General features: G+C 71.6%; 10 protein-coding genes. 6 read left to right on the top strand and 4 right to left on the bottom strand.

All coding sequences use genetic code 11. The features are described 5' to 3' along the window. Window positions 1-47: 47 nt before the first annotated feature. The 3 genes from IEY73_RS29555 to IEY73_RS29545 all read left to right on the top strand — a co-directional run bounded on the left by IEY73_RS29555 (window position 48) and on the right by IEY73_RS29545 (window position 6,799). Window positions 48-2,960 (top strand): glycoside hydrolase family 48 protein, encoded by a 2,913-nt coding sequence (locus IEY73_RS29555; RefSeq protein WP_189082634.1) that lies wholly within the window; start codon window positions 48-50, stop codon window positions 2,958-2,960. 141 nt (window positions 2,961-3,101) lie between these two features. After that, window positions 3,102-4,208: a lytic polysaccharide monooxygenase gene (locus IEY73_RS29550; protein WP_189082633.1), complete on the top strand. Its 1,107-nt coding sequence runs from the start codon at window positions 3,102-3,104 to the stop codon at window positions 4,206-4,208. Window positions 4,209-4,372: 164 nt separating this feature from the next. Next, on the top strand, window positions 4,373-6,799 hold the full coding sequence (locus IEY73_RS29545; protein ID WP_189082632.1) for a hypothetical protein: 2,427 nt from the start codon (window positions 4,373-4,375) through the stop codon (window positions 6,797-6,799). Between the two features lie 16 nt (window positions 6,800-6,815). On the opposite strand, the gene IEY73_RS29540 is transcribed toward IEY73_RS29545, so the two are convergent. Continuing rightward, a complete protein-coding gene (locus tag IEY73_RS29540; RefSeq protein WP_189082631.1) occupies window positions 6,816-7,973 on the bottom strand; it encodes an endo-1,4-beta-xylanase in 1,158 nt (385 codons plus the stop codon). Between the two features lie 279 nt (window positions 7,974-8,252). Here IEY73_RS29540 and IEY73_RS29535 point away from each other — a divergent pair, with 279 nt between their 5' ends. Both IEY73_RS29535 and IEY73_RS29530 read left to right on the top strand, forming a co-directional pair. Further along, window positions 8,253-9,026, top strand: coding sequence for a glycerophosphodiester phosphodiesterase family protein (locus IEY73_RS29535; protein WP_189082630.1), 774 nt, complete (start codon window positions 8,253-8,255; stop codon window positions 9,024-9,026). A gap of 169 nt (window positions 9,027-9,195) precedes the next feature. Continuing rightward, entirely contained in the window at window positions 9,196-10,314 is a 1,119-nt protein-coding gene (locus IEY73_RS29530) for a sugar ABC transporter substrate-binding protein (RefSeq protein WP_189082629.1), read from the top strand. A gap of 19 nt (window positions 10,315-10,333) precedes the next feature. Here IEY73_RS29530 and smpB read toward each other — a convergent pair whose 3' ends face one another. From smpB to IEY73_RS29515, 3 genes are all read right to left on the bottom strand, one after another. Further along, window positions 10,334-10,816, bottom strand: coding sequence for an SsrA-binding protein SmpB (gene smpB / locus IEY73_RS29525; protein WP_189082628.1), 483 nt, complete (start codon window positions 10,814-10,816; stop codon window positions 10,334-10,336). A 155-nt stretch (window positions 10,817-10,971) separates the two neighbouring features. Beyond that, entirely contained in the window at window positions 10,972-11,235 is a 264-nt protein-coding gene (locus tag IEY73_RS29520) for a hypothetical protein (RefSeq protein WP_189082627.1), read from the bottom strand. 137 nt (window positions 11,236-11,372) lie between these two features. Continuing rightward, entirely contained in the window at window positions 11,373-12,917 is a 1,545-nt protein-coding gene (locus IEY73_RS29515; RefSeq protein WP_189082626.1) for a M4 family metallopeptidase, read from the bottom strand. Window positions 12,918-13,147: 230 nt separating this feature from the next. Here IEY73_RS29515 and IEY73_RS29510 point away from each other — a divergent pair, with 230 nt between their 5' ends. Further along, window positions 13,148-15,250: an MMPL family transporter gene (locus IEY73_RS29510; protein ID WP_189082625.1), complete on the top strand. Its 2,103-nt coding sequence runs from the start codon at window positions 13,148-13,150 to the stop codon at window positions 15,248-15,250. Window positions 15,251-15,382: the final 132 nt, after the last annotated feature.

Below are 15,382 nucleotides of genomic sequence, written 5' to 3'. Positions count from 1 at the left end.
ACTACCAGCGCACCGCCCGCCCCCACTGCCCCCAGGAAGGATCGCAAGTGAGAGCACGATTGCGAAGAGCTGTCGCCGCGTCCGGCGCCGCCGTCCTCGGCGCCGGGCTCGTCCTCAGCGCCGCCGCTCCCGCCCACGCCGCCGCCGGCTGCACCGTCGTCTACCGCGTCGCCAGCCAGTGGCCCGGCGGCTTCACCGGTGACATCACCATCACCAACACCGGCGACCCGGTGAGTAGCTGGCGGCTGGAATACGACTTCCCGGACGGCGCCCAGCGGGTGACCCAGGGCTGGAACGGCACCTACGCCCAGAGCGGCCAGCACGTGACCGTGACCAGCGCGTCCTGGAACGGCAGCCTGGGCACCAACGCCACGGCCAACACCGGGTTCAACGGCTCGTTCGGCTCCGCGAACCCGGTGCCGACCGCGTTCACCCTCAACGGCACCGCCTGCAACGAGACCGCGCAGGCGCCCACCGTCGACATCACCGCGCCGGCCGCGAACACCCGGTACGCCGCCCCGGCCTCCATCCCGATCACCGCCACCGCCCAGGCGGCGAACGGCCGGACGATCAGCAAGGTCGAGTTCTACCACGACGGCATCCTGCTCACCTCCGACACCAGCGCGCCGTACGCGTACACGTGGACCGGCGTGCCGTCCCAGTCGGCGGCGTACCACCTGCAGGCCATCGCGTACGACTCGGACGGGGTGAAGAGCCCGACCGCCGACGTGCCGGTGTTCGTCGACGCGAGCACCGCCCCGGCGATCGTGGTCAACCCGTCGACCGTGACGCTGAGCCCCGGCGGCACCGCCACCGTCGGTGTGTCGCTGTCCAAGGCGCCCAGCGCGTCCACGTCGGTGAGCATCGCGCGCAGCGCCGGATCGTCGGCCGTCTCGGCATCGCCCGGCACGCTGACGTTCAGCACCGGAAACTGGAACACCGCGCAGACGGTGACGGTGTCCGCCACCGGTGCGGCGGAGGCCGGCGCCACGGCGACGCTGACCGCCAGCGCCACCGGCTACGACCCGGCCACGGTCACCGCGCGGATCTCCGGCGGCACCAGCGAGGCCGACGCCCGGTTCACCGAGCTGTACAACGACATCAAGGACCCGTCCAACGGCTACTTCAGCCCGGAGGGCGTGCCCTACCACTCCATCGAGACGCTCATCGACGAGGCGCCGGACCACGGGCACGAGACCACGTCCGAGGCGTTCAGCTACTGGCTCTGGCTGGAGGCCGAGCACGGCCGGATGACCGAGGACTGGGCGCCGTTCAACGCGGCCTGGCAGACGATGGAGAAGTACATCATCCCGTCGCACGCCGACCAGCCCACCAACGCCAACTACAACGCCGGCTCGCCGGCCACCTACGCGGCCGAGCACCCGCTGCCCTCGCAGTACCCGTCGCAACTGGACAACAGCGTGGCGGTGGGCAGCGACCCGCTCGCCGGCGAGCTGCGCAGCACGTACGGCACCCCGGACATCTACGGCATGCACTGGCTGCTGGACGTGGACAACACGTACGGCTTCGGGCACTGCGGTGACGGCACCACCCGGGTGGCGTACATCAACACCTTCCAGCGGGGCCCGCAGGAGTCCACCTTCGAGACCGTGCCGCAGCCGTCCTGCGACACCTTCGCGTTCGGTGGCCCGAACGGCTACCTGGATCTGTTCACCGGGGACCAGTCGTACGCGCGGCAGTGGAAGTACACCGACGCGCCGGACGCCGACGCCCGCGCGGTGCAGGCGGCCTACTGGGCCCTCACCTGGGCGACCGAGCAGGGCAACGCCTCCGCGGTGTCCGCCTCGGTGGCCAACGCCGCCAAGATGGGCGACTACCTGCGGTACTCGTTCTACGACAAGTACTTCAAGACGCCCGGATGCCACTCCACCTCGTGCACGCCGGGCAGCGGCAAGAACAGCTCCAACGAGCTGATGTCGTGGTACTACGCGTGGGGTGGCGCGTACGACACCAGCGCCGGCTGGGCGTGGCGGATCGGGTCCAGCACCAGCCACTTCGGATATCAGAACCCGATGGCCGCGTACGTGCTATCCACCGTGAGCGCGCTGACCCCGCGCTCGCCCACCGCCAAGGCCGACTGGCAGGCCAGCCTGACCCGCCAGCTCGAGTTCTACCGGTGGCTGCAGTCGTCCGAGGGCGCCATCGCCGGAGGCGCGACCAATAGCTGGAACGGTGACTACGAGACGCCGCCGGCCGGCACGCCCACGTTCTACGACCTCGCCTACGTCGAGGCGCCGGTCTACCACGACCCGCCGTCCAACCGGTGGTTCGGCATGCAGACCTGGTCGCTGGAACGGCTCGCCGAGTACTACTACCTGACCGGCAACGCCACCGCCAAGGCGGTGCTGGACAAGTGGGTGCCGTGGGCGCTGGCGAACTCCACCATCGGGGCGACCAGCTTCTCCATCCCGTCCGACCTGTCCTGGACCGGGGCGCCGGCCACCTGGAACCCGTCCAGCCCGGCGGCCAACACCGGTCTGCACGTGAGCGTCACCAGCCACGGCCAGGACCTCGGCGTGGCCGGCTCGTTCGCCAAGTTGCTGACCTACTACGCGGCCAAGTCCGGCAACACCGCGGCCAAGACGGCGGCCAAGGGTCTGCTCGACGCGATCTGGGCGTACCGCGACGACAAGGGCGTGTCGGTGACCGAGACGCGCGCCGACTACAACCGGATGGACGACGTCTACGACCCGTCGACGGGCCAGGGCATCTACATCCCGCCGGGCTGGCGCGGCACCATGCCCAACGGCGACGTGATCGAGCCGGGCGTGTCCTTCGTGGACATCCGCTCCTTCTACAAGGACGACCCGGACTGGCCGAAGGTCCAGGCGTACCTGGACGGCGGCCCGGCGCCGACCTTCAATTACCACCGCTTCTGGGCGCAGGTGGACGTGGCCACCGGCTACGCCGACTTCGCCCGGTTGTTCCCCAACGGCTGATCCAGCCCCCCAGGCTGACCCAGCCCCCGTACCGGGGCCGGTCCGGTTTTCCCACGAGCCGGGCCGGCCCCCGCCCACCGACCGAGATCTGGACAACCCCGTCCCCACAACCCCGTCCCCAGGGGGCCGAACGGAGAAGCGATGCGAAGAAGGAAAAGTCTGATGTACGCGGTGGCCACGCTCCTGGCCACCGGCATCGGTGTGGTGGTCGCGCAATCGCCGGCCGCCGCGCACGGCGCCATGATGATGCCCGGCAGCCGCACCTACCTGTGCTGGAAGGACGGTCTGACGTCCACCGGCGCGATCCAGCCGAACAACCCGGCCTGCGCGGCGGCGGTGGCGCAGAGCGGCACCACCGCGCTGTACAACTGGTTCTCCGTGCTGCGTTCCGACGGCGCCGGGCGGATGGCCGGCTTCATCCCGGACGGGCAGCTCTGCAGCGGCGGCACCGGCGGCCCGTACGACTTCACCGGCTTCAACCTGGCCCGCAACGACTGGCCGGTGACCCACCTGACCTCCGGCGCGACCATGCGCTTCGACTACAACGACTGGGCCAAACACCCCGGCACGTTCTCGCTCTACATCACCAAGGACTCCTGGAGCCCGACCCGCCCGCTGGCCTGGAGCGACCTGGAGTCCACGCCGTTCTCCCAGGTGACCAACCCGACCGCGGTGGGCGGCCCGGGCACCGAGGACGGCCGGTACTCGTGGAACGGGACGCTGCCCTCGGGCAAGTCCGGCCGGCACCTGATCTACTCGGTGTGGGCGCGCTCGGACAGCCAGGAGACCTTCTACGGCTGTTCCGACGTGGTGTTCGACGGGGGCCACGGCGAAGTGACCGGTGTGGGCGGCGGCGGGACGACGCCACCGACGACCCCGCCCACCACGACCCCGACCACACCGCCCACCACCCCACCCACAACGAGCCCCACCACTCCGCCCGCGCAGGGCGGATGCACCGCCATGTACGCGATCACCGGCGGCTGGGACGGTGGCTTCCAGGGTGAGGTGATGGTGCACGCCGGCGACCGGGCGATCAGCAACTGGACGGTGTCCTGGACGTTCCCCGGCAGCCAGCGGGTCACCCAGTTGTGGAGCGGCAAGGCCACCAGCAGCGGCTCCCTGGTGACGGTGAGCAACGAGAGCTGGAACGGCACTGTCGCCGCGGGGGATCACACCACCTTCGGGTTCCTCGGGTCCGGCACCGCACCCACCACGGTGCAGAACCTGACCTGCAGCACCACCTGAGACCGGTGCCGGAGACCGGCACCTGAGACCGGCACGGTACGGGAGTGGGGTCCCGGACTGTGCCCTTACCGGGGCGTGCTGCGCCGGCCGCCGAGGCACCGCCGGCCGGCGCAGCGCACCCCCACGCAACAGTGGACGGTGACGCGGGGGAGTACCTTGCGTCCATGCCGTTGCAGAGGTACGAGGACCGGACGGTGGACCGCCCGCCCGGACTGATCCCGCCGCCGGTGGACGTGCGCGGCGTGACTGAGTTGCGCCTGCACGGTGTCGGCGGCACCACCCCGGAGAACCTGCTCGCCGACGACGCGCCGCAACTGTCCTGGGGCGACCGCATCGCCGGCTTCTTCCGCACCGCCGACCGCAACGGCCGGCACATCGAGGCGTACTCGTGGGGCGGCCTCACCTCGCGCAGCGCGAGCCGGGTGCTGTGGTTGCTGCTGTTCCCGTTCGCGCTGGCCAACGTGGCCGGCTGGACCTGCGCGCCGCGGGTGCACGCCTCCCGCGTCCGGTTCGCGATCCACCGGGCGGTGGTGCGCTGGGCGTCGCTCGGCATGACGCTCAACACGCTGCTGCTGGTGGCGATGACCACCATGGACATCGGCGCGTTCCAGTGCGGGGCACAACCGGACTGTGTGGACCACTGGTGGCTGCGGTGGCTGCGGTTCGGCAGCCTGGCCGAGCACCCGGCCCAGCGGGTGCTCATCGGCGCGGTGCTGCCGTTGCTACTCATCGTCGTGCTCGCGGTGCTGGCCGGGCGGTCGCTGATCCGCTACGAGCGGGCCGCGCCGCCGCGCCGCCGGGACGACACCCTGCGCGACCGGGCGTACCGCAGCACCCCGGCCCGGTCCGGCGCCGGGCTGGCGGACCGGGACTTCTGGAACGGCGGCCGCAGCGTCGGCGACATGGCGCTGATCCACCTCGGGGCGGCGCTGGCCTTCCTGGCCTGGCTCCTGCAGTACACGGTGCACGGTCTGATTTCCCGTCCCGGCCACGAGCCGCACGCCACGGCCGTCGGGACGGCCGCGGCCGTGCTCGCGGTGCTGGCACTGGCCGTGGCCGCGGGCGCGGTCGCCGTCCCGCGGGTGACCGGCCCGGTGATCGCGGCGGCGCTGGTCGGCGGGGCGCTGGCGCTGATCGCCGCGATCGGCTACGCCGCCGCCCAGGCGGCCGTCCCGGAGGCCCGCCCGCCGGGCCCGCTGCCGGGCATGCTGACGGCCGCCAACTGGACGTACGGCCTGTGCCTGGCCGCCGCGATCGCGGTGCTGCCCGTGCACGCGCTGCTCGGCGGCCGTCGCCGCGGCGGTTTCCTGATGGCCCCGTTCTCCGCCATGGCACTCGCCTTCGTGCTGCTCAACGGCGTCGGCATCGGCACCATGCTGCGCATCGCCGACCTGCTCGGCAACGTGCCCAACCCCGGTTCGGGATTCGGGCCGCGACCCAATCCGATCGTGGTGCCGGACACCGTGTTCGCCGTGACGCCGTGGCTGACCGCGGTGCCGACGGTGATCCTCGCCGGGTTCTTCGCGGTCGAGGCGGTGCGGCTGTGGCACGCCGGACGGCACCGCCGGGCCGCGGCGGTGGCGGCCGAATACGACGAGGTACCCGGCCCGGCGGCGCCCTCCGCATGGGACCGTTCGATCGGGATGGACGAGCAGGACCGGCTGCGGGCGCTGCGCGGGACGTCGCCGCTGGCCCGCGGGTGGGACCGGCTGTGGCGGGCGGTGACCCGGCCCGGCTGGGCCTGCGGGGTGGCGCGTGCGCGGGCCATGTCCGGCATGGCGCGGGACGTGGACAAGCTGCTCGGCGTCATGGCGATCACCGCCCTGGCGGTGCTCTGCTTCTTCTGGATCCATCTGGGCCTCACCGGCGACGTGCCGCGCCCGTGGCGGTGGTTGCAGTCGATCTCCACGTGGCTGGCGGCGGCGTTCCCGGTCGCGGTGCTGCTGCTGATGCGCAACGGCTGGAGCCGCCTGGACAGCCGTCGCCACCTGGGGGTGTTGTGGGACATCGGAACGTTCTGGCCGCGCGCCTACCACCCGCTCGCCCCGCCGTCATACACCGAACGGGCGGTGCCCGACCTGCAACGCCGGATGTGGTACGCGCACGACCACCAGGGCGCGGTGGTGGTGACGGCGCACAGTCAGGGCACCGTGCTGGCCGCGGCGGCGCTGCTGCAGCCGGACAGCCGGCCGGGCGGCGAGCAGGTCGGGCTGATCACCTTCGGCAGCCCGCTGGACAAGCTGTACGGGTGGGCGTTCCCCGCCTACTTCGGCCCGGACGTGCTCGCCGACCTGCGCGCGAAGACGTGGCGGTGGACCAACTTCTTCTACCCCACCGACTACATCGGCGGGCCGGTGCACGCAGGCGACGGCGTCGACGTGAAGCTGAGCGATCCGGTCAGCACGTGGTACGTCTATGGGCAGAACCCGCCGGCGATGGGGCGGCACTCGGCGTACTGGAGTGACCGGCGGGTGTGGGTGGTGGTGGACGAGGCCGCCCGCGACATCGCGGTGCCGCAGGCGATCCCTCCCGAACGGCAGCGGATGGCGTCGACGGAGCAGCCGGAACCGGTCACCGTTCCCCCGGCGTGATCCGTGCGCCGGCCGGTCAGCGGCCGGCCAGTTCCAGCGTGTCGCGGATGGCGTCGTAGGCCGGCTTGGGCGTCAGGTCCTCGTCCATCGGCGTCGCCGAGCCCTGCCCGTCGAACACGCCCGGCACCCACGAGTAGCGATCGGTGAAGCCCCACAGCGTGTAGGACTCACACCGGCGCGACAGCAGGCACGCCTGCAGCAGCACCGTGAAGCCGCGAGCCTGCGCCTGCTCCTTGACCGTGTCGGCGGGCAGCGGCATCCGCACATCCACCTCGGTGACCGCGGTGGACAGGCCGAGTGCCTCGAAGCGGCGCAGGTTCTCCCGCACGTCGGCGGGGAATCCGTACTGCACGCCCAGGTGTCCCTGAACGCCGTAGCCGTGCACCGGCACGTGCTGCGCCTTGAGCTGCCTCATCAGGGCGTAGTAGGCGTCGCTCTTCGCGTTGACGCCCTCGTTGTTGTAGTCGTTGAGGAAGAGCTTCGCGCGGGGGTCCGCCTGGTGCGCCCAGCGGAGCGCGTCCGCCACGTATCCCGGGCCCAGGTTGCGCAGCCAGATGGTGTCCCGCCAGGTCCCGTCGTCGTTGAAGATCTCGTTTGCCACGTCCCAGTGCCAGATGCGTCCGCGGAAGTGGCGCACCTCGTCCGTGATGTGCTTCTTGAGCAGGGCGCGGAGCTGTGCCGGTGTGTAGGCGTCCTCGGTCAGCCAGGCCGGGTTCTGGTTGTGCCACACCAGGGTGTGTCCCCGGACCGTCTGCCGGTGGGCGCGGGCGAAATCGACCAGACGGTCCGCGGCGGCCCAGTCGTAGACCCCCGGCTGCGGCTCGACGAGCTGCCACTTCATCACGTTCTCCGGGGTCACCGTGGAGAACTCCGTCGCCACCTCGCCCCGGTACGCGTCATCCTCCGCCAGCGCGTCCATGTCCACGGCGGTGCCGATGCGCACGCCGGTGCCGCGCGCGGCGGCGCGCAGCGTGTCCGGCACGGCATCCCGGCCGGCGCCCGTCCACGCCGCCGGTTGGGCGGCCGTCCACGCCGCCGGTTGGGCGGCCGTCCACGCCGCCGGGGCGGCCGTCGCGGGTTGGGCCGCCGCGGGTTGGGCCGTTGCGGGCGCCGCGAGCGGCAGCGTCAAGGCGGTGAGGGCGAGCGCGCCCCAACCGGTCCGGCCAGGTCTCATGGCGATGTCTCCTCCGGAAGTTCCGTTACATCGCCGAGAACCTATGCGCCCCCATCGGGGCACGTCAATGCCGCTGCACGGCGGAGAGTCGGGGTTGTGGTGGCGTTTCGCGGGTTCGATGCGGCTTTCCACTGGTGTGTCGGGAGTGCGGGCGGTGTTACGGCATCATGACGCGGCCTCGAAACTTCCGGCGGCCTTCCCGGCGGTTCGCCCCGGCGGCCTTCCCGGCGGCCCGACCGTCGGGTGCGGCATCCGCCGGGGCGCGTAGGCTCGGCGCCGGTGGATCAGCCCTTTCCGGTGCTCGCGCAGCGCCCGCCCCTCGCGTTCGCCCACCGGGGCGGCGCGGAGGCCGGCGACGAGAACACTGTGTCCGCTTTTGGTCGTGCGGTCGGGATGGGCTTCCGCTACCTGGAGACCGACGTGCACGCCACCGCGGACGGCGTGCCGGTGGTCTTCCACGACGCCACGCTGCTGCGGATGACCGGCGTCGAGGGCCACCTCGCCCGGCTGCGCTGGGCCGATCTCGCGGCGGTGCGGGTCGGCGGGGCGTGCGCCGTGCCGCGCCTGGGTGAGGTGCTCGACGCCTGGCCCGGCGTCCGGTTCAACATCGACGTGAAGGCGGACGACGCGGTCGCGCCCACGGTCGATGAGGTGCGCCGCTGCGGGGCGGGGGACCGGGTGCTGCTGGCGTCGTTCTCGGATGAGCGCCTGGCGCGGGTGCGCCGGCTGGCCGGTCCCGGGGTGGCCACGTCGCTCGGCCTGCGGGCGGCGGCCCGGCTGCGGATCGCTTCCCTGCTGCGTGTTCCGGTGCGCCTGCCGCCGTCGGCGGTGGCCGCGCAGGTGCCCGTGCGGCACGGTCGGCTGACCGTTGTTGATCGGCGCTTTGTGGCGTACGTCCATCGGCTGCGCCGCCAGGTGCACGTCTGGACGGTGAACGACCCGGCGGAGATGCACCGCCTGCTGGACCTGGGCGTGGACGGCATCATGACCGACCGCCTCGCGGCGCTGCGCGACGTGTACACCGCTCGCGGGCACTGGCCGCCACCGGCCTGAATCGAAATGCGTCGAACGGAGCCCCGTTTCGTGGCTGACGGTAACCGGTGCGAAACGGGCTGTCGACCACGCGAAAAAAATGTGCATCCATGGGCGACGCTGCGGGGTTCAGGACGTATCTTGGCACGGACTTCGCCGCAGACCGCCCCCCGAGAGGATCCCTGGAGAGATGCGTAAGGCATGGCTCGCGCTCGTCGCGTTCGGAGTGCTCGCCACCACGGGCGTGACGGCCTGCACCGACAACGGTGATGACGGAGGGTCGACGGGGGCGCCCAGGGCGCGGTCCGGGGCGAGCGAGAAGGTCGGCGTGATCATGCCCGACAGCACCTCGTCGCAGCGCTGGACGCAGGACGACCCGAAGTTCCTCAAGCAGGCGTTCGACGCCGCCGGCGTGCCGGTGGACATCCAGAACGCCGATGGTGACCGGGCCAAGTTCCAGGAGATCGCGCGCACCATGATCCAGGACGGCGCCAAGGTCCTGATCATCGTGAACCTGGACTCCGACTCGGCGCGGACGGTGCTGTCCTGGGCCCGCGGCGCGGGCGTCAAGACCATCGACTACGACCGGCTCTCGCTCAACGGCGGCGCCGACTACTACGTCAGCTTCGACGGCCACGAGGTCGGCGTGCAGCAGGGCGAGGGGCTCAAGCGCTGCCTGAGCGACAAGGGCTACGACGACCCGGTGGTGGCCGAGCTGAACGGCTCGCCGACGGACAACAACGCCACCCTGTTCAAGGGCGGGTACGACGAGGTGCTGCAGCCGATGTACGACTCGGCGCAGTACACCAAGGGGCCGGACCAGTTCGTCCCGGACTGGGGCAATGAGGCGGGCGCCGCCCTGTTCGCCCAGATGATCGAGCAGCAGCCCAAGATCCGCGGGGTGCTGGCGGCCAACGACGGCCTGGCGAACGCGGTGATCGGCGTGCTGAAGAAGCACAGCCTGAACGGCAAGGTGCCGGTGACCGGGCAGGACGCCACCGTCGAGGGCCTGCAGAACATCCTCGCCGGAGACCAGTGCATGACCGTCTACAAGGCGATCAAGCCGGAGGCGCAGGCCGCGGCGGCGCTGGCCATCTCGCTGTTCAAGGGCCAGGACGTCAGCGTCCCGCTGGACCGGCAGAAGGACCCCGAGTCCGGCGCGTACGTGCCGTTCGTCAAGCTGCAGCCGGTGGCCATCGACAAGACCAACATCGGCGACGTGATCGCCGACGGCTTCGTCACCCGCACGGCGGTCTGCACCCAGAAGTACCTGCAGGCGTGCAAGAAGGCCGGCCTCTACAAGAAGTGACGCGCCGGGGCCGCGGCGCTCAGGCGCGACGGCCCTTGAGGTGGTTGCTCAGCGCGCGGGCGATCGCGCGCTGAGCGTCCCGCTCGGCGATCGCCTGCCGCTTGTCGTACGTCTTGCGGCCGCGCGCCAGGGCCAGCTCGACCTTGGCCCAACCGTCATGGAAATACAGCGACAGCGGCACCAGCGCCATCCCGCTCTGCTGACGCATCCGGTCCAGGATGCGGGTGATCTCGACCCGGTGCAGCAGCAGCTTGCGGGTGCGGCGGGGCGCATGATTGGTCCAGCTTCCGAAGCCGTACTCGGCGATGTGCAGGCCGTACAGCATGATCTCGCCGGCGTGCTCCTGGGCGAACGCGTCGACGATCGAGCAGTGCCCGGCCCGCAGCGCCTTCACCTCGGTCCCGGCCAGCACGATGCCGGCCTCGTACGTCTTGAGGATCGTGTAGTCGTGGCGCGCCTTGCGGTTCGAGGCGATCACCTGAACTCCGGTGTCCCGGGGCATCCGTGCGTGCCCTCCTGTCAGGATCGGTGTGCCGTCCCATCCGTCGCCGGGTGCCCGCCCGCCCCGCGTTGCGGGACGGGCGGGGAGGGCGCGTCCCCCTCGTCAGCGCCCATGAAGGAGAGGCGCCGGCGGGGGTGCGAGATACATCGCGGGGATCAGGGAACCACGCGGCGCATCGAATAGGTCACCGCGGCCAGCCGGTGTGGCTCGTTCACCACGTGGATCGGCGCCCGGTCGTAGACCTGCCAGCCGGCCGCCCCGGCGCGGTTGAGGTGGCGCAGGTCGTCGTAGCGCTCGTCGGTGCCCCAGCGCAGCACGCCGCCCGGATGGTGGAAGGTCGCGGTCCAGTCCATGAAACGGTCGGCGCCGAACGTGCCGGCGGCGCGGTATTCGAGGCGTGCGTACTCCCAATTGGCCACGGCCTCGATTATGCCGATGGTGTGTCCGGGTCGCTTGCCCGGCACGCGGGTGACCGGCACGCGGGTGACCGGCACCCGGGTGACCGGCCGGTGGGGGTGTGCGCCGCCGCCACCCCACCGGCCTCATCTCGGCACGGTCAGCTCACGCCCGCCCCGGACCAGGCCGCCGCCGTGGCCGCGTACTGGCTGCTGCCGGTGCCGTACAGGTCGCTCGCGGCGCTCAACGTGGCCGCGCGGGCCTGGGCGTAGTCGGTGCCCGAGGTCATGTAGGTGGTCAGCGCGCGGTAGAAGATCGCCGCCGCGGCCGTGTTGCCGATCCCGGTCACCGAGCCGCCATCGCAGCTCGGGCTGTTGTAGGCCACGCCGTTCACGGAATGCGCCCCGGAGCCCACGGCCAGCAGGAAGAACGCGTGGTTGCCGACGCCGGAGGAGTAGTGCACGTCCAGCCGCCCCACCGTGGAGCTCCAGCAGCGCGCCGAACTGCCGTCCTTGGCCGGGTCGTCCATGTAGCGCAGCGGCTCACCGCTGACCGTGATCTTCTCGCCGATCAGGTAGTCGCCCGGGTCCGCGGCGTTGTCGGAGAAGAACTCCACCATGGTGCCGAAGATGTCGCTCATCGACTCGTTGAGACCGCCGGGCTCGCCGCGGTAGACCAGCCCGGCGGTGCGCGAGGTGACCCCGTGGGTCATCTCGTGACCGGCCACGTCCAGCGAGGCGAACGGATGGAACGTACGGCCGTCGCCGTCGCCGTACGTCATGCAGAAGCAGGAGTCCGACCAGGTGGCGTTGTTGTACCCGGAGCCGTAGTGCACCCGGTTGTAGCTGCCGCTGCCGTCGCCGGCGATGCCCCGCCGCCCGAACGTGTCCAGGTAGTAGTCCCAGGTCTCCGCCACGCCGTACTGGGCGTCCACGGCGATGGTCTGGTCGTTGCTCAGCGTGCCGTCGCCCCAGACGTTGTCCGCGTCGGTGAACTGCGTTCCGAGCAAGCGCCGGTTGTTCATGTCGATGGTGTACGTGTCGCCGCGTAGCGGATCCTTGAGCTGGTAGCTGCTGCCCGACCGGGTGGTGGACAGGGCCACCGTGCCGACGTTGAAGCCGGTCCCGGTGCCGTCCACGGTCTGCTCTTCGGCCCAGTGGTCCACGATGCTGCCGTCGGTCGCGTCGACCAGCACATGCTGCAGGCCGTCATGCCGCACGGCGGTCTTCCAGACCAGGACCGCACTGCCGGACAGCGTGTCCACGGCCAGAGTGGCCGCGCCGACCGCGGCGCCGCCGATCGCCGTGGCCGCGGCCGTCTTCGCCGCCGCGCCGCTCACCCGCGGGGTCACCGCGAGCCGCAGCGCTGCGCGTTGCGAACGGCTGACCGACCGCAGGGCCCCGGCCGGGCCCAGGTGGGCGACGGTGTCACCGCCGATCACCGGGATTCCCCGGTACGTGCGGTCGAGGCGGACGTGGCTGCTGCCGTCCGCGTCGAGCATCACCTCGCGGCGGGTGAAGCCGTCGTCCGGGCCGGCGGCGAACGCCGCGGCGTGGTCGCGTACCGCTTGCACGGCGTGCTCGACGGCGTACCCGGGGGTGCCCGGCGCGGGGGACGGCGCTGCCGTGGCGGGCGTCGCCGCCACGGGGACCAGCACGGCCGACGCGACGAGCGCGCCGGCGCTGAGGATGACTCTGGTGCGCACCTTTTCTCCTCTCCGGCGCGGCGGGGTGGCCTCCGCGCCGGAATCGAGCCTTGTCAATGGAAGAAAGAGATGAGAGTCATTCGTGTAACAAGCCTGTGACGCTGAGCATCCAAGGCGTGCCGGTGCGGTGTCGGGGAAAGCCCTGATAGACCCCTGAAGTTGCCGCACGCCACCTTCTGCCCGCCGGTCCGGCGGTCATACGCTGCGCCGATAACACTGGGGGGAGAACCATGGCGAAACTCGTGTGCGGGCGCTGGTCCAAATGGATCGTGCTCGGACTGTGGACAGTGATCCTGGCCGTCGCCGGACCGATGGCCGGCAAACTCAGCGGCGTCGAGAAGAACGACAACTCGGCCTGGCTACCCGGCGGAGCCGAAGCCACCGCGGTCGCCGACCTGCAGAGCCGGTTCCAGCCGGACGACATCGTGCCCGCGGTGATCGTCTACGAGCGGTCGTCCGGCATCACCGCGGCCGACCGGGCCAAGGCGACGAGCGACGTCCGCGGCATCGCCGGCGTCGACGGGGTGACCGGCCAGGTGGCCGGGCCGGTCCCGGCGCGCGACGGCCAGGCGCTCCAGGTGATCGCCCCGATCAAGCTGGACACCGACGGCTGGGACAAGATCGCCGGGGTGGTCGACGACATCACGGCGGTCACCGGTGACGGCGGCGGCGGACTCACCGTGCATCTGACCGGTCCGGCCGGCAGTGCGGCGGACTCTGCCGCGGCGTTCGAGGGCATCGACAGCACCCTGCTCTACACCACGCTGACCGTCGTCACGGTGATCCTGCTGATCACGTACCGCAGCCCGGTGCTGTGGCTGCTGCCGATCCTGTCGGCCGGCGCCGCCCTGGCCGGCTCGCAGGCGCTGATCTACCTGCTCGCCAAGCATGCCGGACTGGTGGTGAACGCGCAGAGCGCCGGCATCCTGACGGTCCTGGTGTTCGGGGCCGGCACCGACTACGCCCTGCTGCTCGTCGCGCGGTACCGCGAGGAGCTGCGCCGGCACACCGACCGGCACGAGGCGATGGCGCTGGCCCTGCACCGTGCCGGACCGGCGATCATCGCGAGCGCGGCCACCGTGGCGATCGGCATGTCCCTGCTGACGCTGGCCGAGGTCAACTCCACCAGCGGGCTGGGACCGGTGGCCGCCCTGGGCATCGTGGTCGGCCTGCTGGCCATGACCACCCTGCTGCCCGCCCTGCTGGTGGCCTGCGGACGGTGGTTGTTCTGGCCGGTGCGTCCCCGGTACGGCACGCCGGAACCCACCGCGACCGGCCTGTGGGCACGGCTGGGCGGCCGGATCGCCCGCCGCCCGCGGACCGTGTGGATCGGCACCGCGCTGGTGCTCGGCGTGATGTCGCTCGGACTGTTCCAGTTGGACGCCAACGGCCTGTCCAACGCGGACAGCTTCACCAGCGAACAGCCGTCCGCGGCGGGGGAGAAGGCGCTGGCCCGGCACTTCCCTGCAGGCGAGGGCCAACCGGTCACGGTGATCGCCAACGCGGACCGGGCGGCGCGGGTACGCGCGGCGTTCGCCGCCACACCGGGCATCACCGAGGTGGCCGACGGCATCGTCAAGGGCGATCTTGTGCTGTTCGACGGCACCCTGAACGCGGCGCCGGACAGCGACGCCGCCGAGCGGACCGTGCACCAGGTGCGCGACGCCGTGCACGCGGTGCCGGGCGCCGACGCCAAGGTCGGCGGCATGACGGCGATGACCGTGGACATCAACGCGGCGAACAAACACGACAACCGGCTGATCATCCCGCTGGTGCTACTCGTCGTCCTGGTGATCCTGGGCCTGCTGTTGCGCGCCGTGGTGGCGCCGCTGATCCTGATCGCCACCGTGGTGCTGTCGTTCGCGGCCGCGCTGGGCGTGAGCGCGCTGATGTTCCGGCATGTGTTCGGCTTCGCCGGTGCGGACACGTCCTTCCCGCTGTACGTCTTCGTGTTCCTGGTGGCCCTGGGCATCGACTACAACATCTTCCTGATGACCCGGGTGCGCGAGGAAACCCAGCAGCGAGGCACCCGGCGCGGCGCGCTGACCGGCCTGGCAGCGACCGGCGGCGTGATCACCTCGGCGGGGGTGGTGCTGGCGGGCACGTTCGCGGCGCTGGGAAGCCTGCCGTTGGTGGCGTTCGCGGAGATCGGGTTCGCGGTGGCGTTCGGCGTGTTGCTGGACACCCTGGTGGTGCGGTCAGTGCTGGTGACGTCGCTGACCCTGGACATCGGTCGCAGAATGTGGTGGCCGAGCAGACTGACCCGGGTGCCGGACGACGAACCGGGCGAGCAGGCGCAGCCGCACCGCGACGCAGAGCTGTCGAGAACGTAACGCCCGTCCCCGTCCCCGTCCCCGTCCCCGTCCCCGTCCCGCCCCACCCCCGCCGCCCGCCCGCGCCCCACCCCCCACCGGCCGCTCGCCCCCGCCCCGCCCGCGTCCCGGCCCGGCCCGGCCCCGCCCGTC

The sequence above is a fragment of the Mangrovihabitans endophyticus genome (assembly GCF_014646155.1).
GTDB classification, from domain to species: Bacteria; Actinomycetota; Actinomycetes; order Mycobacteriales; family Micromonosporaceae; genus Actinoplanes; species Actinoplanes endophyticus.
Note: the sequence above shows the minus strand (reverse complement) of the source record. Positions and strands in the feature narration are given on the sequence as shown.

Coding starts and splice junctions, on each gene's coding strand:
- IEY73_RS29550 (WP_189082633.1), top strand. CDS start 3,102: ATGCGAAGAAGGAAAAGTCTGATGTACGCGGTGGCCACGCTCCTGGCC.
- IEY73_RS29510 (WP_189082625.1), top strand. CDS start 13,148: ATGGCGAAACTCGTGTGCGGGCGCTGGTCCAAATGGATCGTGCTCGGA.
- IEY73_RS29530 (WP_189082629.1), top strand. CDS start 9,196: ATGCGTAAGGCATGGCTCGCGCTCGTCGCGTTCGGAGTGCTCGCCACC.
- IEY73_RS29540 (WP_189082631.1), bottom strand. CDS start 7,973: ATGAGACCTGGCCGGACCGGTTGGGGCGCGCTCGCCCTCACCGCCTTG.
- IEY73_RS29545 (WP_189082632.1), top strand. CDS start 4,373: ATGCCGTTGCAGAGGTACGAGGACCGGACGGTGGACCGCCCGCCCGGA.
- smpB (WP_189082628.1), bottom strand. CDS start 10,816: ATGCCCCGGGACACCGGAGTTCAGGTGATCGCCTCGAACCGCAAGGCG.